This is a genomic window from Chryseobacterium sp. GM_Chr_2, assembly GCF_026540445.1.
GTDB lineage: Bacteria > Bacteroidota > Bacteroidia > Flavobacteriales > Weeksellaceae > Chryseobacterium.
Genome location: NZ_JALNUD010000002.1, coordinates 231,308 through 251,117, shown reverse-complemented (window position 1 = coordinate 251,117; position 19,810 = coordinate 231,308). Strand labels below are relative to the sequence as shown.

General features: G+C 34.1%; 22 protein-coding genes. 11 read left to right on the top strand and 11 right to left on the bottom strand.

Going from position 1 to position 19,810, the window contains the following annotated elements; genetic code table 11:
* From OXQ85_RS04505 to tpx, 6 genes are all read right to left on the bottom strand, one after another.
* Window positions 1-525 carry a DinB family protein gene (locus OXQ85_RS04505; RefSeq protein ID WP_267402616.1) on the bottom strand — a complete coding sequence of 175 codons (525 nt, stop codon included), beginning with the start codon at window positions 523-525 and terminating at the stop codon, window positions 1-3.
* Window positions 526-688: 163 nt separating this feature from the next.
* Window positions 689-1,096, bottom strand: a complete 408-nt coding sequence (locus OXQ85_RS04500) for a VOC family protein (protein WP_267402615.1) — start codon at window positions 1,094-1,096, stop codon at window positions 689-691.
* 39 nt (window positions 1,097-1,135) lie between these two features.
* A complete protein-coding gene (locus tag OXQ85_RS04495; protein ID WP_267402614.1) occupies window positions 1,136-1,546 on the bottom strand; it encodes a VOC family protein in 411 nt (136 codons plus the stop codon).
* A gap of 77 nt (window positions 1,547-1,623) precedes the next feature.
* Window positions 1,624-2,214 carry a Crp/Fnr family transcriptional regulator gene (locus OXQ85_RS04490; protein WP_267402613.1) on the bottom strand — a complete coding sequence of 197 codons (591 nt, stop codon included), beginning with the start codon at window positions 2,212-2,214 and terminating at the stop codon, window positions 1,624-1,626.
* Window positions 2,215-2,608: 394 nt separating this feature from the next.
* Window positions 2,609-3,820 carry a DUF763 domain-containing protein gene (locus OXQ85_RS04485; protein ID WP_267402612.1) on the bottom strand — a complete coding sequence of 404 codons (1,212 nt, stop codon included), beginning with the start codon at window positions 3,818-3,820 and terminating at the stop codon, window positions 2,609-2,611.
* A 305-nt stretch (window positions 3,821-4,125) separates the two neighbouring features.
* A complete protein-coding gene (gene tpx, locus OXQ85_RS04480; protein ID WP_267402611.1) occupies window positions 4,126-4,623 on the bottom strand; it encodes a thiol peroxidase in 498 nt (165 codons plus the stop codon).
* Between the two features lie 164 nt (window positions 4,624-4,787).
* Here tpx and OXQ85_RS04475 point away from each other — a divergent pair, with 164 nt between their 5' ends.
* From OXQ85_RS04475 to OXQ85_RS04465, 3 genes are all read left to right on the top strand, one after another.
* Window positions 4,788-5,240 (top strand): T9SS type A sorting domain-containing protein, encoded by a 453-nt coding sequence (locus tag OXQ85_RS04475; RefSeq protein ID WP_267402610.1) that lies wholly within the window; start codon window positions 4,788-4,790, stop codon window positions 5,238-5,240.
* 14 nt (window positions 5,241-5,254) lie between these two features.
* The gene (locus OXQ85_RS04470) at window positions 5,255-6,379 is read left to right on the top strand and encodes a hypothetical protein (RefSeq protein WP_267402609.1); all 1,125 of its coding nucleotides are present in this window, start codon (window positions 5,255-5,257) and stop codon (window positions 6,377-6,379) included.
* Between the two features lie 106 nt (window positions 6,380-6,485).
* The gene (locus OXQ85_RS04465) at window positions 6,486-8,705 is read left to right on the top strand and encodes an NADP-dependent isocitrate dehydrogenase (protein ID WP_267402608.1); all 2,220 of its coding nucleotides are present in this window, start codon (window positions 6,486-6,488) and stop codon (window positions 8,703-8,705) included.
* Window positions 8,706-9,039: 334 nt separating this feature from the next.
* Here OXQ85_RS04465 and OXQ85_RS04460 read toward each other — a convergent pair whose 3' ends face one another.
* Complete coding sequence (locus OXQ85_RS04460) at window positions 9,040-9,384, bottom strand: helix-turn-helix domain-containing protein (protein WP_267402607.1); 345 nt, start codon at window positions 9,382-9,384, stop codon at window positions 9,040-9,042.
* Window positions 9,385-9,487: 103 nt separating this feature from the next.
* Between OXQ85_RS04460 and OXQ85_RS04455 the strand changes: the two genes are divergently transcribed.
* The 7 genes from OXQ85_RS04455 to OXQ85_RS04425 all read left to right on the top strand — a co-directional run bounded on the left by OXQ85_RS04455 (window position 9,488) and on the right by OXQ85_RS04425 (window position 15,272).
* Window positions 9,488-10,234 (top strand): SDR family oxidoreductase, encoded by a 747-nt coding sequence (locus OXQ85_RS04455; RefSeq protein ID WP_267402606.1) that lies wholly within the window; start codon window positions 9,488-9,490, stop codon window positions 10,232-10,234.
* 207 nt (window positions 10,235-10,441) lie between these two features.
* Window positions 10,442-11,425 (top strand): heme-binding domain-containing protein, encoded by a 984-nt coding sequence (locus OXQ85_RS04450; RefSeq protein WP_267402605.1) that lies wholly within the window; start codon window positions 10,442-10,444, stop codon window positions 11,423-11,425.
* The gene (locus OXQ85_RS04445; RefSeq protein WP_267402604.1) at window positions 11,425-11,865 is read left to right on the top strand and encodes a hypothetical protein; all 441 of its coding nucleotides are present in this window, start codon (window positions 11,425-11,427) and stop codon (window positions 11,863-11,865) included. The genes OXQ85_RS04450 and OXQ85_RS04445 overlap by 1 nt, the downstream gene beginning before the upstream one ends.
* A 221-nt stretch (window positions 11,866-12,086) precedes the next feature.
* Window positions 12,087-13,103: a sensor histidine kinase gene (locus OXQ85_RS04440; protein ID WP_267402603.1), complete on the top strand. Its 1,017-nt coding sequence runs from the start codon at window positions 12,087-12,089 to the stop codon at window positions 13,101-13,103.
* Window positions 13,084-13,848: a LytTR family DNA-binding domain-containing protein gene (locus OXQ85_RS04435; protein WP_267402602.1), complete on the top strand. Its 765-nt coding sequence runs from the start codon at window positions 13,084-13,086 to the stop codon at window positions 13,846-13,848. The genes OXQ85_RS04440 and OXQ85_RS04435 overlap by 20 nt, the downstream gene beginning before the upstream one ends.
* Before the next feature lie 141 nt (window positions 13,849-13,989).
* On the top strand, window positions 13,990-14,763 hold the full coding sequence (locus OXQ85_RS04430; RefSeq protein ID WP_267402601.1) for a DUF1223 domain-containing protein: 774 nt from the start codon (window positions 13,990-13,992) through the stop codon (window positions 14,761-14,763).
* Between the two features lie 116 nt (window positions 14,764-14,879).
* Window positions 14,880-15,272, top strand: coding sequence for a DoxX family protein (locus OXQ85_RS04425; RefSeq protein ID WP_267402600.1), 393 nt, complete (start codon window positions 14,880-14,882; stop codon window positions 15,270-15,272).
* 185 nt (window positions 15,273-15,457) lie between these two features.
* Here OXQ85_RS04425 and OXQ85_RS04420 read toward each other — a convergent pair whose 3' ends face one another.
* From OXQ85_RS04420 to OXQ85_RS04410, 3 genes are all read right to left on the bottom strand, one after another.
* A complete protein-coding gene (locus OXQ85_RS04420; protein WP_267402599.1) occupies window positions 15,458-16,459 on the bottom strand; it encodes an aldo/keto reductase in 1,002 nt (333 codons plus the stop codon).
* An 88-nt stretch (window positions 16,460-16,547) separates the two neighbouring features.
* The gene (locus OXQ85_RS04415; protein ID WP_267402598.1) at window positions 16,548-17,453 is read right to left on the bottom strand and encodes a helix-turn-helix transcriptional regulator; all 906 of its coding nucleotides are present in this window, start codon (window positions 17,451-17,453) and stop codon (window positions 16,548-16,550) included.
* A 214-nt stretch (window positions 17,454-17,667) separates the two neighbouring features.
* Window positions 17,668-18,096, bottom strand: a complete 429-nt coding sequence (locus OXQ85_RS04410; RefSeq protein WP_267402597.1) for a hypothetical protein — start codon at window positions 18,094-18,096, stop codon at window positions 17,668-17,670.
* A gap of 272 nt (window positions 18,097-18,368) precedes the next feature.
* Here OXQ85_RS04410 and OXQ85_RS04405 point away from each other — a divergent pair, with 272 nt between their 5' ends.
* On the top strand, window positions 18,369-18,656 hold the full coding sequence (locus OXQ85_RS04405; RefSeq protein WP_267402596.1) for a GNAT family N-acetyltransferase: 288 nt from the start codon (window positions 18,369-18,371) through the stop codon (window positions 18,654-18,656).
* A gap of 1 nt (window position 18,657) precedes the next feature.
* Here the strand turns inward: OXQ85_RS04405 and OXQ85_RS04400 are convergent, their stop codons facing one another.
* Window positions 18,658-19,752 (bottom strand): MBL fold metallo-hydrolase, encoded by a 1,095-nt coding sequence (locus tag OXQ85_RS04400; protein ID WP_267402595.1) that lies wholly within the window; start codon window positions 19,750-19,752, stop codon window positions 18,658-18,660.
* Between the last annotated feature and the right edge of the window lie 58 nt (window positions 19,753-19,810).

The following is a 19,810-nucleotide window of genomic DNA, read 5'->3' as shown; positions in this document are numbered from 1 at the left end:
TTAGTATTTTAAATCTTTATCAAAGTCGTATTTCATTCCTTCGTAATTCAGAATTCTGCGCATCAACCCGATTTGTCCGCACAGATAATCTTCACGACCGATACACATTCCAACAAAATTCAGGACAGTTTCTGGGAAGAAATCGATGTTCATTCCCATTGGAAATGCTTTGTCTAATTCTTCGTCCGTAACTTCCAATAATCTTTGGTAAACTAATGGTGAAATTTTATGAAAAGATTCTTTTAATTGTTGTAAAGTCGGATAATTTAAACTTTCATCCAATGCTTTTCCCTGAAAGAAAAAGTCTTTGAATTCAAAATCTTCCTGAAGTCCGAGAACAAATCCCAAAGCATAACGCATATCCAGAAAATTGCCAACCATCCATATAATATGGTTGGTTCTACCTTCAATTCTTTTCAAAGCATCTTCTTCTGAAATTCCATTAAGTACCATCAAAAAATTCTGACTATGACCTCGAAATGCCGGGATGATGATTTCTAATTTTTTTGATTTTGGTGTATCCATTTTGATTGTTTTTTTGATTTTGCCACGAATTCACAAATTTTAACTTCATTTATACTGCTTATTTTTCCTCTCGCAGATTTTGATGATTGTGCAGATGTTTCCGTTTCACTGGAAAAAATATCTGTGAAATTTGTGAGAAATATTTATGAAATTAATGTTTAAATTATTCAGTCGGAAGCTGTGACGGATCTGCAAAAATGACATTCCAGCCATGTCCATTGATATCCCAAAAAGAATTTTGATACATCCAACCGTGATCCTGCGATTCTTCATGCTGATAAGCTCCGTTCGCAACTGCAGCATTCACAACTTGGTCTACTTCTTCACGACTATCTAATCCAATCGCTACCAAAACCTGCGTTGTATCGCCTTTTGGAGTTGGTCTTTCAGAAAAAGTCTGAAAAAATTCTTCTTCCAAAAACATAACTTGAATATTATCGCCCATCACAATACAAACCGCTTTTTCATCTGAAATTTGATCATTGATTGAGAACCCAACATTTGTCCAGAATTCTTTAGTTTTTTGAATATCTTTTACCGGAAGATTGACGTAGATTTGATTAATTTTCATTTTGTAATTTTTAAAGTTTTTGTTTTAATTTTAGAAATATTATTCAGTTGGAAGTTTAGACATATCTGCAAACATGACTTCCCATTGATGTCCGTTTAAATCGGCAAAAGCTCTTTGATACATCCAACCGTGATCTTGCGGTTCGCTGTACGTTGAACCCCCATTTTCAACAGCAGTTTCCACCATACTATCAACTTCTTCGCGGCTGTTTGCACCAATACAAAGTAGCGTCTGAGTCGTTTCTCCCTTTGCAATAGACCTGTTTGTAAAGGTTTGAAAAAATTCTTCCTTTAAAAACATCGTATAAATATGATCGGTTTTCATTATTACACAAATTGCCTTTTCATCGGAAAATTGTTCGTTGATTGAAAAACCTAATTTTGTCCAAAACTCTCTCGTTTTCTGAACATCTTTTATCGGAAGATTAACATAAATCTGATTGATTTCCATTTTGTAATTTTTTAGTGTTTAACTTTAAACCAAAATTACCAAGTTGCTGTGAAAGTGAACTTGCCATAAGACAAGATTTAAATTTTCTTCGGATGAGAAACCAATTCTTTACGAATTCTGCTCAAAGAAGTATCTGTAACTCCCAGATAAGAAGCGACTTGCTTCAAAGGAGCAAATTGTATAACGTGAGGTTTTTGTTCTAAAAGATTAAGGTAGCGTTTTGTTGCGGAAAGCGTAAACATCTCCACAGAACGCTGTTTGTAAACGAAAAGTTGCTGCGACATCCAAGCCCGTCCCCATTCTCTGAGATTCGGGATTTTGTGAAATAATTCCTGAAAAGTTTCAAAATCAAATCTCCAACATTCACAATCGGAGATACAAACTATATTTTCCTGGGTCGGAATTCTTTGAAATAATGAAGAAACTTCAATAATAATTTCATTTTCCACGAAAAAGTGCGTCGTGACTTCATTTCCATTAAAATCATTGACAAATGAACGAGCCAAGCCTTTTTCCAAAATATAATACGCATTCGCAATTTTACCTTCTTCAAGGATGAAATCTCCTTTTCTGAAAATTATCTTTTCATGAGCCTGAAATATCTCTTCAAGCTCTTCGTCTAGGAAAAATGGGAAATCGTAGCAGATTTCTAAGGATTTGTTGCTCATCAAGTCAATGTTTTTCTAATCTTTTAAAATTAGATTTTTTATTGGAATTGATGAAGGATTTATTAAACAAATAATGATTTGTAACGGATACTTTTTTGTGTAATCCTTTACATGCTAGCGTTAAAGGCTGTTTGAATCAATTCTAAATTATTAAACGTTTTAATTTTAATCATAATTAATATTTCCTTTTTTCTTGAAACAAAAGAACGAAAAATTCAAGACTGGAAATTCCGACTAAAAATTAAAACTTAATCCTAAAATTCCCAAAACTCGCGCGAATTTAACATTTGTCTTTTCATTCTAAATTTGTCTCGCGCTCAAACAGTGGGAATTTTTTAACGGCTTAAATTCTAATTTTCTTAACGTCTCCATTTCCTAAGTCCGCAATAACTCATCAAAACAAAGAAAGTTGAATAGACGTTGGCTTCGCAGGTTTCTGAGCATCTCCAAAAACAGTTTTTCCGCCGAAACGCCATGAGTTTTGTCTTTCTTCTTCAATCACTTCCTGAATATCGAAATTTGGGATGAAATCTTTTTCCGTTGATTCAATAATTTGATGAAGTTTATTCAACGTTTTTAATTTATCTGAATTTCCCAATTTTGATTTTTCAATTCCTGATTTTAAAATTTGAAGACTTTCATCATAAACTTTGGTGGGAACAGGAAACGGATGACCATCTTTTCCACCATGAGCAAAGGAAAATCTTGCAGGATCTTTAAATCGCGAAGGCGCTCCGTGAATGACTTCACTTACCAAAGCCAAAGATTGCATCGTTCGCGGACCGACACCTTCCAACATCAATAAATCTTCGAAGTTTTGAGGTTGTTGTTCGCGGGTGACGTACAAAAGCGCTCCAAGACGTTTTAAATCTACATCAGAAGCCTGAACATCATGATGGTTCGGAAGAATTAGTCTGGCAAAATCGCTCATAATTTTCGCAGAATCCGTGTGAGAAATATCTAAAATTCCTTTTCGGTTTTCGGAAGCTTCAGAATCGGTTAAATTTAAAATTTGTCCTCTTGAAATTCCGTTGATTCCCGTGTGAGGTTCTTCAATAAAGGATTTTATATTTTCGGAATGCCAATGATAGCGTCTTGCCGTTCCGTCGGATTCGTGCATTCCTTGTTGAACGACGCTCCAATTTCCGTTATCAGACAAAATAAAATTGTGCAGATATAATTGGTAACCATCCTGAATTGCTGTATTATCAACCTTCGCAGAAAGTTTGCTGGCTTTTACTAAATCGTTTCCGTTTAGACCCGTTTTATCTGCAATTTGCAATAGTTCTGAAGGAGTTTCTCGTGAAAATTTGCCTTTTCCACCACAAATATACAAGCCAAGTGACTGAGAATTGGGATTGATCGAACGTTTTAAAGCGCCCATTACTGAAGTTGTAATTCCGGAAGAATGCCAATCCATTCCCATCACTGCGCCAAAACTTTGAAACCAAAACGGATCTGCCAATCGGCGGAGAACTTCATCTTTTCCGTAATCCATTAAGATAACCTCAACGATTGAAAGTCCGAGAAGTGACATACGTTCGTACAGCCAAGGCGGTACTTTGCCGTAGTGAAGGGGTAAATCTGCGGTTCCGGAGCGTTTCATTTTGTAAAGGTAGGACTTTTGATATTGATTGTTTGATGATTGGAATCATTTTTTAAACACGAATGACACCAATTTCTCACACTAATTTCACAAATGTTTTTTGCCTATTTTTTATTTTTGCTACTTTTTTCTACCATTGATTCCACAGATTTGCACAGATGTTTTGTTTCTTATTTTTTAATAATTTTAATTTAAATATTCTCTCGCGGATTTGGCGGATTACGCAGATGTTTATGGTGTAAAATTACAAAAAAGCCCTGCGAATATTTTCACAAGACTTTTTAGAAATTTTTATTTCTACTATTTTATTTTAAAGCATCTAAAGCTGCTTCGTAGTTTGGTTCGTCTGCAATTTCAGAAACCTGCTCTGTGTAAACCACTTTGTTATCCGCATCTGTTACAATAACCGCACGGCTTAAAAGCCCTTTCAAAGGAGAATCTGTAATGGTTACTTCATTATCATCACCAAAACTACTTCTGAAATCTGAAAGAGTTTCAACATTTGTTAAACCTTCAGCTGCGCAAAATCTTCCCAAAGCAAAAGGTAAATCTTTAGAAACGTTGATTACCACAGTATTTTCCAACGCAGAAGCTTCTTCATTGAATTTTCTTGCAGAAGATGCACAAGTGGGCGTATCAATACTTGGGAAAATGTTGAACACTTTTTTCTTTCCTTCAAAAGTTTCCAATGTTTTTACATTTAACCCTGAATCTACCAAAGCAAAATCTTTAATGGTAGTTCCTACTGATGGTAAAGTTCCTATGGTATTAACTGCGTTTCCTTTTAAAGTGATTGTTGACATAAATTTATATTTAAAGTTTTTCAAATTTAATTAAAATGATAAATTTTTTCAATCAAATAATGGTTAAATTAATCTTAAAGTGAAAATAAAAATTCTTTAATCTAAGAATCAGTTTTTTAACTAAAATTTTATCTATATTCGCAGTCCTAAAAAAATCAATAATCATGCGAAAAAAAATTACTCTTTTATTATTTGGAGTTCCTGTTTTCGGTTTTGCCCAGTCTGCGATTGGAAATATCAATTCGGGAGCTGTTTCTGCGGATAATTTTACGCATTCTGTGGGAGAAATCTATGTGATCCCGACTGATCCTGATCAGGCAAATTCAGGAACAATGGGAATGCTTTATCAAACTGTTTTACAGGTTTTGGGAGTGAATGAACTTCAGAAAGAAAACCGTAAGATTTATCCAAATCCGACCACAGATTTCGTGTATGTAAAGCTCGATTCTAAAACAAAAATTGAAGAAGCGGAAGTGTACGATACCGCCGGAAGACTTGTTTTTAAAGCAAAACTTGAATCTGACAAGCTTGATCTTCGCAACTTAAACCCAGGAATTTATATGTTATCATTTAAAAATTCTGAAATCAAACCTATTAAAATTATCAAAAAACCTTAAAAAAACTCTTTATCATGAAAAAATTTTACGCTACTATAGGATTATTTCTAGCAACTTTATTAAGCGCGCAAGTTCCGCAGGCTTTCAGCTATCAGACGGTTGCTTTCAATGCTTCAGGAGCGCCTATTTCAAACGGAAACGTATCTTTAAAAGTTAGTATTTTAGACAATACTGCAACAGGAAATGTTCTCTATTCTGAAACTCATACGAAAACAACCAACTCTAAAGGTTTGGTTAATTTAAATATCGGTCAGGGAACAGCTTCAACAGGGAGTTTTGGAGCCATTAACTGGGGAACAAATCCTAAATTTATAATAGTGGAACTTGATCCTCAAGGTGGTTCTAATTATGTAAATGTTGGGGTAAATCAATTGATGAGTGTTCCTTATGCGCAAATAAGTAAAACGGTTGTGACAGGCGCAGGACAGGGCATTATCCTTACTTCTCCAAATGGAACGGCTTATACTTTGAACGTGAATGATAACGGAGCTTTGAGCTTGCCTACAACATCTGCATCTAATTCTTCTATACCTGCCAATTTATATTTATATGGTTCGTATAACAGTTTTAATGCTTCTAATGCTGAATTATTAAGAAATGTTAATGGGCCAGATACAAGAATAGGATACAAATATTTACCTTCAAATACCCAACTAAAATTTATAGCATCACCGGGTAACGGTTCACAAGTTTATGGAGTTGATTCGCAAGGTTATCTATCACCCAATGGAAGTTTTTTAAATGTTGCATCAAACGGATTTTATAGAGTTTTTACAATATTTTATTCAGTAAACAATACAACCTTGATCTTTACGGAAAATATTAGTCCACAAATAGAAGTTAATAATTCTTCGATTTCAACGTCTCCTGTAACATATAATTCTTCTACCAATAAATTTTCTGTTACGGTAAACGGTGTCACATCTTCAAATTTCTCAGGATTCAGAATTTATTTACCTTCTACAGCTTCTACTTTTTTAAGTCCTGAATATTTAGGGGATAATTTAAGCGATGGAAATTTTGATGTAGGAGGAAGCCCGATCATGATTCCCAATTTAACATCAACACCAAAAAACTTTAAAATAGAATTCAACATCAACTTTGATGCTACCGGATCTTACACGATTACCCAAATATAAATTTAAAGAGGCAGCAGCCTCTTTTTTTATGCAAAATAAGTTGAAAAAAGAATCATAATCACTAAATTTGTGAGTCTTAAAAAATCAAATAATAAATTACACTATAATGTCAGACAAATCAAAAATCTATTACACACTTACGGATGAGGCTCCAATGTTGGCAACACACTCGTTTTTACCGATTGTAAAAGCTTTTACAAAATCAGCAAATATCGAGATTGCAGTTCCGGATATTTCTTTGGCAGGAAGAATTTTAGCAAACTTCCCTGAATTTTTGAAAGATGACCAAAAAATTGGTGATGCATTGGCGGAATTGGGTCAATTGGCAACTCAACCAGATGCAAACATTATTAAATTACCAAATATTTCAGCTTCTGCACCTCAATTAGATGCTGCTATTGCTGAATTACAAGGAAAAGGATTTGCAGTTCCAAATTATCCTGCAGAACCTAAAAATGACGAAGAAAAAGCGATTAAAGCTAAATATGCTAAAGTTTTAGGAAGCGCTGTAAACCCTGTGTTAAGAGAAGGAAATTCTGACAGACGTGCTCCAAAAGCAGTAAAAAACTATGCAAAAGCAAACCCTCACAGAATGGGTAACTGGGCTTCAGACAGCAAAACTGACGTTGCTCACATGGAAAGCGGAGATTTCTACGGAACTGAAACTTCAACAACGGTAGAAAACGCTACAAAATTCAAAATCGTTTTCAAAGGAAATGACGGTTCTGAAACTCAATTAAAAGATTTCGCGGCTCTTCAGGCTGGAGAAGTTATTGATTCTTCTGTAATGAACTTAAACTCATTGAAAGCTTTCGTTCAGCAGGCAATTGATGAGGCTAAAAACAGAAACGTACTTCTTTCTGCTCACCTTAAGGCTACGATGATGAAAATCTCTGATCCAATTATTTTCGGAGCGATCGTAGAAACTTTCTTCAAAGAAGTTTTCACTAAATATGCTGAAACGTTCAAGTCTTTAGATATTAATCCAAACAACGGTCTTGCAGATCTTTTCGATAAAATCAAAGGAAATGCTCAGGAAGCTGAAATCAAGGCTGATATTGAAACTGCTTTGGCAAACGGACCAAGAGTGGCAATGGTAAATTCTGATAAAGGAATTACTAATTTCCACGTTCCTTCTGATATCATTGTTGATGCTTCTATGGCTGCTTTGGTAAGAGGCGGAGGAAAAATGTGGAACAAAGACGGAAACGAAGAAGATACAGTTTGTATCATTCCAGACCGTTCTTATGCAGGTTTCTACCAGTCAGTAATTGATGATATGAAAGCGCACGGAAAATTAGATCCTACAACAATGGGTTCTGTTCCGAACGTTGGTTTGATGGCTCAAAAAGCTGAAGAATACGGTTCTCACGATAAAACTTTCCAGGCTTCTGCAGAAGGAACAGTTGAAGTTCAGGACGAAAACGGAAACGTTCTTCTTTCTCAAAAAGTAGAAAAAGGTGACATTTTCAGAATGTGTCAAACTAAAGATGCACCAATCCAGGACTGGGTAAAATTAGCAGTAAACAGAGCAAGATTATCTGATACGCCTGCGATTTTCTGGTTGGATAAAGGAAGAGCGCACGACAGAGAAATGATCAAAAAAGTTGAAAAATACTTAGCTGATCACGATACCAACGGTCTTGATATTAAAATTCTTGACGTAAAAGATGCAATGACAGAAACGCTTCAAAGAGCTAGAGAAGGAAAAGATACCATTTCTGTTTCAGGAAACGTATTGAGAGATTATCTTACTGACCTTTTCCCGATTCTTGAGCTTGGAACTTCTGCTAAAATGCTTTCTATCGTTCCATTGATGAATGGTGGTGGTTTATTCGAAACAGGAGCTGGAGGTTCTGCTCCAAAACACGTTGAGCAGTTCATCGAAGAAGGTTATTTAAGATGGGATTCTCTAGGTGAATTCTTGGCACTTCAGGCTTCTTTAGAACACTTAGCACAAACTCAAGGGAATACAAAATCTCAGGTTTTAGCGGATGCATTGGATGAAGCAAATGCTAAATTCTTAGCTACCGATAAATCTCCTGCTAGAAAAGTCGGACAAATTGATAACAGAGGTTCTCACTTCTATTTGGCAATGTATTGGGCTGAAGCGTTGGCAAATCAAACTGCTGATGCTGAATTAGCGGCTCAATTTGCTCCGGTTGCTGCTGCAATGAAAGAAAACGAAGAAGTGATCAATGCTGAATTAATCGGTGCTCAAGGAAAACCACAACATATTGACGGTTACTACAAAACTGACACGTATAAAACGTATGCAGCCATGAGACCAAGCACGGTTTTAAATGAAATCATCGACGGAATTTAATTTTCGATCTTGATATAAATGAAAAGCTCCTTTTTTAAGGGGCTTTTTTTGCTCAAAACTTTCTTAAACACTAATGACACAAGTATTTTTCACGAATATTTCACTATTTAAATTTAATAATGTTATAAAGTTTATTTTATTATGGAATCTTTATTTTAAACCATTAAGATTTTAATTAAGAAATTTAGAATATTAAGATGAGCTTTGCTTTTAGCGTGATGTTTAATTAAAATCAATTTGATTTTTTCTTAATTAACCTTAACAACTTAAATATTCTTAATGGTTAAAAAAATAAACAATCAAATTTATGATACTCGTTAAAACATTCGCGCCATTAGTGTTTAAAACCATCCTCTACAATCACTCTTCGATGTTCCCTACCCCAACTGATCATTTCACTGATAATATTTCCAAACGTTCTGCAATATCCTGTCGGTTCATATTCGATTAAAACAGGAGTTTCGGGATAAACATTGCGTTTAACTAATTTATTTAATTCCATGTCTTTCAACTCTTTTGAAAGCATTCTTGTTGTAATTCCGGGGATACTTCTTTCGATTTCACGGAAACGTCTGTTGCCGTTGCAAAGTGAATTAATAACAGGAATTCTCCATTTTCCTCCAATAAAATAAAGCGTGTCTTGTAATGCTCTAAGCTCTTCGGTTTGATCTCTTTCCATGTCTGTAAAGTTAAATGATATAATTGATGATACTGATATACTCTGTGATACTGATTACAAAAGTATATCAATTTGAAATAACTTTGTCAAAAATTTTAAAGAAATGAAAAAGTTTAACAACAAATTAGCCATTGTAACAGGCGGAAATAGCGGAATTGGATATGCAACCGCAAAAGAATTAATCGAAGAAGGTGCAAAAGTAATCATCACCGGAAGACGAAAAGAAGCGGTTGAAAAAGCGGCAGACGAATTGGGAGCGATACCGTTTGTTGCAGATCAGGCAAATCTTGATGATATTGATTTATTAAAAACAGAAGCTGAAAACAAATATGGAAAAGTTGATATTTTATTTATCAACGCAGGAATTACAGGAGGTTTAATTCCAATTGAAAATATGCCGGTCGAAAATTTTGACAGTGTGATGAATATTAATTTCAGAGGAGCTTATTTCACTTTAAGTAAATTCATCCCATTATTGAATGATGGGGCTTCAGTTGTGATGTTATCTTCAATTGTCGCATCCACTTACAAACCTAACAGTTCGGTTTATCAGGCAAGTAAAGCAGCTTTAAACTCAATAGCAAAAACAGCCGCCGCAGAATTAGCTTCGAGAAAAATTCGTGTAAATATGGTAAGTCCGGGACCTACAAAAACAGAAGTAATGACTAAAGCAGGATTAGACCAAGCAACCTTAAATGGCTTGAATGATTATTTAATCGACCTTATCCCTTTGAAAAAAATGGGAACGGCGGAAGATGTTGCAAAACTTGTAATCTATTTATCAGACAACAACATTTCAAGTTTCATCACAGGAACAGAAATCGTTATCGACGGCGGAATGGTGTTGTAGAGAACTGTAAATTTTGGGATGGAAGCTGGATGAGGGGAGCTGGAAGCTAAATACGCAGAAAAAACTTCCCTCTTTCAGCATCCAGCTTCCTTTCTTCTTAATCCTTCAAAATTCCATTTTCACCTTTTCATTTGTCCGGTTCACCTAATTTCTGATTTCAAAACCACCTCCACTCTCCTACTTTTGGGTCATAAAAAATCAATTATTATGGACTCAATAAAGAAAAAAAGAAACGTAAAACCCATTGCCATTGCCTTTCTGGCAGTTTTGGGAATCTTTGGAGCTTTACAACTTTTCAACAAGCCTTTGGAAGGAAAAACAGTGATAAAACAAATTGAAGCTCCGCGAGAAGTCATTTCTATTTTGGAAAATTCCTGTTTTAATTGCCATTCTAATCAACAAAATTTAAGTTGGTACGACAAGATTGCTCCGATTTCATGGGCAGTGAACAAAGATGTGAAAAGAGCAAGAGAAGTTCTCAATTTCTCAGAATATACAAATTCTCCCGGTGAGCATAAAGGAAATATGTACGCCATTCTCAACATGATGCAAAGCGGGAAAATGCCGCTTCATGAATATACATTACTTCATCCATCTGCAAAAATTACAGCAAAAGATATTGAAGTGATTAAAAAATATACACTATCTCTTTCCAGTGTTTCTCCCGCAAAAAAAGAAATTAAGGATATTCACCAAAATATCGATATTAAAGAAAATACTACGTCTTCAAAATTTCCAGTTTCTCCCAATGGCGTAAAGTATACAGACGATTATAAAAATTGGAGAGTCATTAGTATGAGTACTCTTTTTGATAATTCGGTTCGTGTAATTTATGGAAATGATATTGCCGTAAAAGCCATTGAAACCGAAGATTTTCATCCGTGGCCAGATGGAAGCATCATTGTAAAATCTGTTTGGAAACAAGAAAAATTAGCGGACGGAGAAGTAAGAGTCGGAGAATTTGTAAATGCACAATTTATGGTTAAAGATTCTAAAAAATATACAGATACGGAAGGTTGGGGATTTGCAAAATTTTCAGGAAACGATCTTCATCCTACTGGCAAAACAGCATCATTTGCAAAAGAATCATGCATCGCTTGTCACCGACAATTAGCCGAAAAAACAGGATATCTGTTTGATGTCCCAATGAAAGTAAATACCGAAAGATTAATTAAAAACCTACAAAAATAATGAAAAAAATATTGCTAATCATCGTATCAATTTGTGCCATATTTACTGCCTGTAAAATTGATGAACCTGATAAAGACTTACATCGTGTTGTTTTTGATTCCGGAAATTTAAAATTTATTTCGACTTCATTAAATACAACAAAAGAAACATCGACCGCTTTGTATGGAAATCAAGAAGCCCTGGAATCTTTAACTGATAAAAATAATCAACTGAAACCTAATTCTAAATTTAAATTAGTCACTTGGAAATATCATGAAAATCCTCAATACATCGGAGGAACAATTACCGGAGAATTATTAAGTGTAGAAACTATGAATACAGATAAAAACGGAAATATTTCTTATTCAGTAAAAAACTCTTCTGAAAAAGAAAAAATTCAACCTAATAAAGAAGAAAGAATAAAATATATTATGAGTTATAAACCCGTCGTAAGACCTTAGTAAAAGTGAATGGTGAATCGTCAATTTGCTTCGTTTGTGAATTTTTTTCATATTGATTAATTCACAATTATAAAGTTAATTTAATCTGGAGCTGAGAAATCGGTTCCGGATTTTTATGATGTGAAATAAATTGACAATTGACTTGCAAAGCAAAATTCACAATTCACAATTAAATTCAACACATTTTACCTACCTTAACACCTTTAAAATTCGCAGTTGTCATGCAGCAACAAAAAATAAAAATTTCACAAGCCGTCATTTGGATAAGTTCCCTATTTTTAGGGATTTTATCTTCGGTTCCGCAATTGGCATCTCATGCTTTCAATTGGGAGGAAGCCGTTGTCAATTCAGCTATAACAGCCGCTTTCTCAGTGATTATGTGGTATCTCAACATCTATATGCTGAACCAAAATTCCGGAAAAAGACGACAAAATATTTCATATTCAAGATTGATGGTCGTTTTGGCTTTTGGGATGGTCATTATGTTTGGTTTGGCTTGGATTCAACAAATTATTTTATCACACATCAATTTTGGTCCAACTATGTTAATGATCGAGGTTCGCGGGATTTTGATCAACCTTGTTTGTTATATGTTTCTGACTTTATTGCAAAATAATTACGCAGGTCAGCAAGTTCAGCTTGAACTGGAAAAAGTAAAAAGTGATAATCTCGGTGCTCAGTTCGAATTATTAAAACAGCAAATCAATCCGCATTTTCTTTTTAACAGTTTAAACACCTTAAAATCAATGGCAGAAACTAATGATTCTGAGACTGTTGACTTCATTATGAAACTTTCTGATTTTTATAGATTTACATTAGAAAGCAGAAAACTGGATTTAATTACCGTTCAGGAAGAAATGAAAATTATCGATTCGTACATTTTTCTACAAAAAGCACGTTTTGGTGAAGGAATTACGCTTACAAAAAAATTAAGTGACAATGTTTTAAAAACATTAATTCCTCCATTTACCTTACAATTATTAGTTGAAAACTGTATTAAACATAATATTGTGTCACAAAGCAAACCTTTACATATTAAGATTTATAATTCTGAAAACAGATTGGTCATTGAAAATCCGATTCAGAAAAAAATGACCGTTGAAGATTCATTAGGAATCGGGCTTGATAATGTAAAGTTACGCTACAAACACCTCTTGGAACAGGAAATTGAAATTAATTCAAACGAAAAAATCTTTCAAATAAAACTACCATTTATCCATGAATATAATCATTATTGAAGACGAATTTAGAGCTGCCAAATCTCTCCAGAATTTAATTTCAGAATTAAAACCTGAAGCTAAAATCATGGGAGTTCATGACAGTATTGAAATGAGTATTGAAGCGCTTAAAGAAAATAAACCCGATCTTATTTTCATGGATATCCACTTATCAGACGGACTTTCCTTTGAAATTTTTAAGCAAGTTGAAATTACTTGTCCGGTTATTTTTTGTACCGCTTTCGATCAATATATGCTCGATGCCTTTAAAAGTAAAGGGGTCGATTATGTTTTGAAACCATTTTCACGAGATGATATTGCCGAAGCTTTCCGAAAAGTGGAAGAATTAAAGAAATTTTTTCAAAAAACAGAACTTCCGGAACTTGAAGCTCTTTTACAAAAAATCACTCAACCGCAAACTACGGCAAAATCTAGTTTTTTAGTGTTTAAAAATCAAAAATACACCACAATTCCGACGGAAAACATTGCGTATTTCTTTATTCATAATGAGATTACACATCTAATGACTTTTGATAAACAGCAATTTCAACTTACCCAAACATTAGGACAAATTGCGGAGCAGGTTTCTCAAAAACAATTTTTCAGAGTTAACCGACAATACATCATAAATTTCAATGCAATTAAAGAAATGGAGCATTATTTTCAGCGAAAGATTTTGGTTAAATTAACCGTTGAAACTCCTGAACAACTTTTAATTAATAAAGAAAAATCTCACAGTTTCTTTACTTGGCTGGAAGATCGTTAACGTCAAAATTTCAACTCCAACTATCCATCTAAAAAATTAAAGTTTATAAAATACAGGTTCACCTCACAAATTGTCCGGTTGAACCTTTTTTGTATTCTTTTGTGTCCTCAGGGTATCTACTTTTGAATCAAATTAAAAGAAATGATACTTAAAAATCTAATAGGAACCGCCGCTTTCGTAGCATTGCTGTTCACCGTATCTGCCTTCGTTCACGAGGAAAAAAAAGAAACAGCAACACAAAATATTTCAACCAAAAATGACGGATTTGCTGTGTTGGAATTATTCACTTCCGAAGGTTGCTCAAGCTGTCCACCTGCCGATCAATTGATGGGTGACATTGAAAAACAATATCAGGGTCAGCCCGTTTATATTCTCGCTTATCATGTTGATTACTGGAATAATTTGGGTTGGAAAGATAAATTCAGCAATATCGAAAACTCGAAACGGCAGCAGCAATATGCACAGATTTTACGATCACAAGTTTATACACCTCAGTTAATTGTGAATGGTAAAAAAGAGTTTGTAGGTTCAGATCGAAATGCAGTAGAAAATGCAATTCAAACTGCCTTTTTAAATTCTAACAATGCTAAAATTGATTTGTCTGCTAAAGTTTCTGAGAAAGAAATCAATGTTAATTTTAAAACAGATGAAAATAATTCTTCAAACAAATTACTAATCACTCTAATTGAAAAAAAATCTTCCACCAATGTGCAGAGAGGAGAAAATGAAGGTCGTCATTTGATTCATTGGCAAATTGTTCATCAACAAAATCAAATTTCATTAAAAAATTCTTCAGAAGGAGCAACGCGCTTTAAACTGCCGGAAAACTTCAATCCTGCTAATTGGGAAATTATCGGAATGATTCAAAATGTAAAAACCGGAGAAATCTTGGGTTCTACAAAATCTTCTTTCTAAACACAATTATAACATTCATAGAAATTAGTGAAAAACATTTACGACATCTATGTCAAAATATTTTAATCAAAAATATTCAAAATAAAAAATAATTAACAATTTAAAACAATAAAAAAATGAAAACAAAAACAACAAAAATCATCTTTTGGTCAGGCGCAATCTTTATGTCACTTTGGTTTGGAGCAAGCAGTTTCTTTGAACTGACAAAAAACCCTGTAGTTTGGGATATCACACGACAGTTAGGCTATCCACCGCATTTTATCTATATTTTAGGTGTATTTAAATTATCAGGAATTTTGGTTTTATTAGTTCCCAACCGGTTACTACGATTGAAAGAGTGGGTTTTCGCGGGAATGTTCTTTGATATTATTTTCGCCTTCTTTTCAAAAATTGCAGTATTGGGTTTTCCGGCAACAATTGATGCAATAGTAGCCTTTACAGTTCTTTCAGTTACTTACCTGATGTTCAGGAAATTGTATACACCAGAATTAATTTTTGGAGAAATTTAAAGTAAGAATAAAATACACACGTCTTTTATAATGCACACAACTTTTCAGGCCTTCCTGATATTAAAAAAGATAAATCCTCTCATTTTATTGAGAGGATTTATTGTTAAAAAAAGGCTGTAGAAAATTTTAATAATTTTCGAAATATTCAAGAAAATAATTCCGTAATCTCTAGAATCTTTTTTGATTTAATTATTCACTAATTTCATAGAACCTTCGCTATATCTTTCACCCACATTCGGATATTTTTTTAAGATCGTATCGATAGTTTCTAAATCCGATTGTGAAAGGTCTACATTTACCGCAGCAATATTTTCTTCAAGATATTTGATACGCTTCGTCCCAGGAATCGGAATAATATCTTCACCCTGATTCAAAACCCAAGCTAAAGCCAACTGAGTTCCTTTTATTCCTTTTGACGAAGCAAAATCATTAAGTTCTCTGGCTAAATTTTTATTATTTTCCAAATATTCTTCCTGATAACGAGGAAGTGACTTTCTGAAATCTTCGTCACCAAAATTCTGAACATCATTGATATTTGAGAAAAGCCCTCTTGCCAAAGGAGAATACGGAACCAATGTAATTCCCAACTCTCTGATCGTTGGCAAAATATCACTTTCAATATCTTTCGTTAATAACGAATATTCTGACTGTAAAGCCGTAATTGGATGAATTTTATTCGCTTTCCTAATAGACTCAGGAGAAGCTTCTGATAAGCCTAAATATTTCACTTTCCCGGCTTTCACCAAATCTGCCATTGCACCGACTGTTTCTTCAACCGGAATATTCGGGTCTACTCTGTGAGCATAATACAAATCGATTTCATCAATTTGTAGTCTCTGAAGACTTAAATTCACTGCCTTTTTGATCCATTCCGGCGAACCGTCAAAATAAGTGCCGGGAGCACCGCTATGACTGGCTTTTCCATCTTTAAATCTAAACCCAAATTTGGTTGCGATAAAAATTTTGTCACGATTCGGAACCAAAACTTTGGAGATCAGTTTTTCATTTTCACCGTTTCCATACATATCTGCGGTGTCAAGAAAGTTTACTCCCAAATCCAACGCTTTATGCAAAGTGATGATACTTTCCTGCTCGTCTGTCGGGCCATACGCAAAGCTCATTCCCATACATCCTAATCCAATTGCAGATAACTGCACGCCTGTATTTCCTAATTTTCTAAATTTCATGATAGCTTGTGATTTAAAATTTATAGGACAAAATTATAACCGAAATGCAAGGATCATAATATAGAATTCAAACAAAAAATTATAAAAATCAAACAGTCGTTACTCGAACCGCATTTGGTGTCATTCCCGTTTGTTTTTTAAAATAATTGGTGAAATAAGACGGTTCTTCGAAGCCTAATGCATAAGCAATTTCAGCAATATTCCAATCGGTATGTTTTAATAAGGCATGAGCTTCCTGAATAATCCTTGAAATAATCTGCTGACTTGTAGTTCTTCCTGTGATCTCTTTTACAGAACGATTAAGCGAATTAACGTGAATAGATAAACTTTCCGCATAATCCACAGGGCTTTTTAGCTTTAAAAAACGATCCGGACTGTCGATAGGAAATTGCCTTTCAAGCAATTCCATAAATAAAGAAGCTACTCTTTGAGAAGCGTTTTGATAAGGTTCAAAATTTTCTGCGGGGTTCATTTTCATTGTTTCATGAATCAACAAATGAAGATACGCACGCAACATGTCGTATTTATGCAGATAATCTGACTGAATTTCAGTCATCATTTTAATAAAAATATCTGAAATAATTTGCTGCTGAGATTCATTCACAAAAAAGATCGGCGTTCCTCCGATTTTGAAGAGTGGCGAGTCCTGAAGCATGCCCAGACGGCCGCCATCATGCAAAAACTGATCGGTAAAAAGGCAGAAAAACCCCTTCTGATCGTCATTATCAGCTTCCCATGAATACGGAATCACAGGATTTGAAAACAGCAAAGCAGGCCGATCAACATAGATCCATTTGTCTGCGTAATGAAGCTTTCCTTTTCCAATAATTAATGAAATTTTATAATAATCTCTCCGGCTATAAGGCGTAATTGATGAGCAATAATCCCGTGAAAACACATTGAAATGCCCTACTCCAGGTGTTGTTACGGATATCAAATTTTGATTGTGAGCATTTCGCTCATAAAAACCTTTTATTGTTTCTCTGGAATCCATAGTTCAAAGTTATAAAATTCAAACAAAACAATAATATGAAAATAATTAAAGTGGATAAAATTATTCAGAGGCTGGAAGATAGATGATGGAAGGTTTAGGCATTTTGAATACAAGATTTCTCCTTCGCTAAAGCGACAGATAGATTAAATAAAAAGCAAAACGACCGATCGAATGACCAGCCGTTTGAAAATTGAATGTATAGTTGATAGTTGAATTAATGATGGTCATGTCCTTTGCCATGCTTTTCTTTATAAACATAAGCTTTCTTGTTATTATGTTTATATTTTTTGCCATTATTCTTGTTTCGGTTATAAACTGCCACCGGATTTTGACCTTTGTAATATTTATTTTTGAATTTTAAATATTTCTCACGCCCCATGATTCTTTCAAGCTCCACATATCGGTCGTCTCTCCAATGGTCTGGATTTTTAACATAGACTCTATTCCATGAATTATAATCGTTATATCTGTCGTTCAAAGAATAAATTTCATTAGCCTGAGTTTTTGACAGTAATAAATCCGCAATTACACTTTGCCAATTGACATCGGTTATACTCCTTCTATAATCGTTATAATAATCTGATTGCGCATATGTTAAACCAAATGTTCCGACAAGCATTGCTGTTAATAATAACTTTTTCATTTCACTTCATTTTAAATTAAACTACTGTTGAATTTTCAATTAGAATGCCAAAGATGTGGTACCTATTGCCAATATTTGTTAAATAATTTGTAAGTAATTGACATTCTTTGTCATTATTTTTAATTATATCTTTTGTCCTCAAAATAATTTAAAACAAATATAAATTCCGTTAAATATTCCTGAAAACTAATGCTTTATATTATTTTAATTTGTAATTTTAAAGGAGATAATGATTTTTATAATCAAAGTTTAACCAATCAAATCTCAATCGTATGGAAAATGTAAAATTTGAAATATCTCCTTATCAAGATGAATTGCAGCTATTAATAGATGATAAAAAGGCAGGTTATATGTCCATAGAAATTGATGGTAAATTGCTCATCGTTTACTACACAAAACTTGAGGAAGAACATGAAGGGCAAGGATATGCAAAAATGCTTCTCGATGAGCTGGTACGCTATGTTGAAGAGAAGGATTTATTAGTAGATCCTGAGTGTGATTTTGTGAGACAACAGTTTGAAAATCACCCGACAAGATATAAACAAATCTGGCACGCATAGTTTAATCTTCCCACCAGATTCTGAACACATTGTCTGATTTATTCAAATCAACAGGTTCACCGATCATTGGGGTTAAAATATTCAGATTTTTATCTTTTCCAAGGCTTGTTACCTTTTTCAGTGGCTCATTCCATGCGTGAAGAGCCAATGCAAACTTGGAGGAGTGAACCGGAATAACATTTTTTGATTTCAAATCTATACAAGCCTGGATAACATCCTCGGGAAGACCGTGAATGTATTTCCAGGCTTCGTTGTACTGGCCGTTTTCGATAAAAACATAGTCGAAAGGCCCATATTTTTCACCAATCATTTTAAAATGTGTGTCGTAGCCGCTATCGCCTCCAAGGAATAGTTTTTTTGTGGGTGTTTCCAAAACATAGGAAGTCCAAAGCGTAACATTTCTTTTCACTTTTCGACCGGAAAAATGTCTTGCAGGAGTAAAAGTTATTTTCAGATTATTCTTTAAAATAGCCTCACCACACCATTCTTCTTCAATTAACTGTTCATATTCATAGCCCCATCTTTCCAAATGAGCACCAACGCCCAATGGTAAAATTACTTTCTTTACTCTATCTTTAATAGCTTTCACTGTGGGATAATCCAAATGGTCATAATGATCGTGTGTGATCACCAGATAATCTATATTCGGAATATCTTCAGGCTTAAAAATATCAGCTCCTGAGAAAGCTTTGTTGAAAAATTTAAACGGAGAACCATATAAACTCAGCACAGGATCAATTAAAAATGAAACTCCATCTGTCTGAATATAATATGAAGAATGCCCAAGCCAGATAAATACATCCTGATCTTTTGGAAAGCTCTTCAAATCGGTATGAATTGAAGGAATATTATGCAAAGGTTTTAATAACGGATCTTTCTTTTTCACCATAAAATCAAACATCACTTTCGGCATGCTATATCCTTCTGCAATAGACGGTGTAGGGCTTAAATTCTGAAACTGGCTGTTCTTATAATGCTCTGATTTTTGCATTCTTTCCAATCTTTTTCCTTTTGCTTCTGCACCGAAAACCTGCTGACCGGTGATGATAAAATATAACAAGACAATCGCTACGACTGCAATAACTAAATAGATCATTTTCTTTAATTGAACATCAAATGTATGATATTATCGTATATGACGAACTAAAATAAAA

Coding starts and splice junctions, on each gene's coding strand:
- OXQ85_RS04505 (WP_267402616.1), bottom strand. CDS start 525: ATGGATACACCAAAATCAAAAAAATTAGAAATCATCATCCCGGCATTT.
- OXQ85_RS04500 (WP_267402615.1), bottom strand. CDS start 1,096: ATGAAAATTAATCAAATCTACGTCAATCTTCCGGTAAAAGATATTCAA.
- OXQ85_RS04495 (WP_267402614.1), bottom strand. CDS start 1,546: ATGGAAATCAATCAGATTTATGTTAATCTTCCGATAAAAGATGTTCAG.
- OXQ85_RS04490 (WP_267402613.1), bottom strand. CDS start 2,214: ATGAGCAACAAATCCTTAGAAATCTGCTACGATTTCCCATTTTTCCTA.
- OXQ85_RS04485 (WP_267402612.1), bottom strand. CDS start 3,820: ATGAAACGCTCCGGAACCGCAGATTTACCCCTTCACTACGGCAAAGTA.
- tpx (WP_267402611.1), bottom strand. CDS start 4,623: ATGTCAACAATCACTTTAAAAGGAAACGCAGTTAATACCATAGGAACT.
- OXQ85_RS04475 (WP_267402610.1), top strand. CDS start 4,788: ATGCGAAAAAAAATTACTCTTTTATTATTTGGAGTTCCTGTTTTCGGT.
- OXQ85_RS04470 (WP_267402609.1), top strand. CDS start 5,255: ATGAAAAAATTTTACGCTACTATAGGATTATTTCTAGCAACTTTATTA.
- OXQ85_RS04465 (WP_267402608.1), top strand. CDS start 6,486: ATGTCAGACAAATCAAAAATCTATTACACACTTACGGATGAGGCTCCA.
- OXQ85_RS04460 (WP_267402607.1), bottom strand. CDS start 9,384: ATGGAAAGAGATCAAACCGAAGAGCTTAGAGCATTACAAGACACGCTT.
- OXQ85_RS04455 (WP_267402606.1), top strand. CDS start 9,488: ATGAAAAAGTTTAACAACAAATTAGCCATTGTAACAGGCGGAAATAGC.
- OXQ85_RS04450 (WP_267402605.1), top strand. CDS start 10,442: ATGGACTCAATAAAGAAAAAAAGAAACGTAAAACCCATTGCCATTGCC.
- OXQ85_RS04445 (WP_267402604.1), top strand. CDS start 11,425: ATGAAAAAAATATTGCTAATCATCGTATCAATTTGTGCCATATTTACT.
- OXQ85_RS04440 (WP_267402603.1), top strand. CDS start 12,087: ATGCAGCAACAAAAAATAAAAATTTCACAAGCCGTCATTTGGATAAGT.
- OXQ85_RS04435 (WP_267402602.1), top strand. CDS start 13,084: ATGAATATAATCATTATTGAAGACGAATTTAGAGCTGCCAAATCTCTC.
- OXQ85_RS04430 (WP_267402601.1), top strand. CDS start 13,990: ATGATACTTAAAAATCTAATAGGAACCGCCGCTTTCGTAGCATTGCTG.
- OXQ85_RS04425 (WP_267402600.1), top strand. CDS start 14,880: ATGAAAACAAAAACAACAAAAATCATCTTTTGGTCAGGCGCAATCTTT.
- OXQ85_RS04420 (WP_267402599.1), bottom strand. CDS start 16,459: ATGAAATTTAGAAAATTAGGAAATACAGGCGTGCAGTTATCTGCAATT.
- OXQ85_RS04415 (WP_267402598.1), bottom strand. CDS start 17,453: ATGGATTCCAGAGAAACAATAAAAGGTTTTTATGAGCGAAATGCTCAC.
- OXQ85_RS04410 (WP_267402597.1), bottom strand. CDS start 18,096: ATGAAAAAGTTATTATTAACAGCAATGCTTGTCGGAACATTTGGTTTA.
- OXQ85_RS04405 (WP_267402596.1), top strand. CDS start 18,369: ATGGAAAATGTAAAATTTGAAATATCTCCTTATCAAGATGAATTGCAG.
- OXQ85_RS04400 (WP_267402595.1), bottom strand. CDS start 19,752: ATGATCTATTTAGTTATTGCAGTCGTAGCGATTGTCTTGTTATATTTT.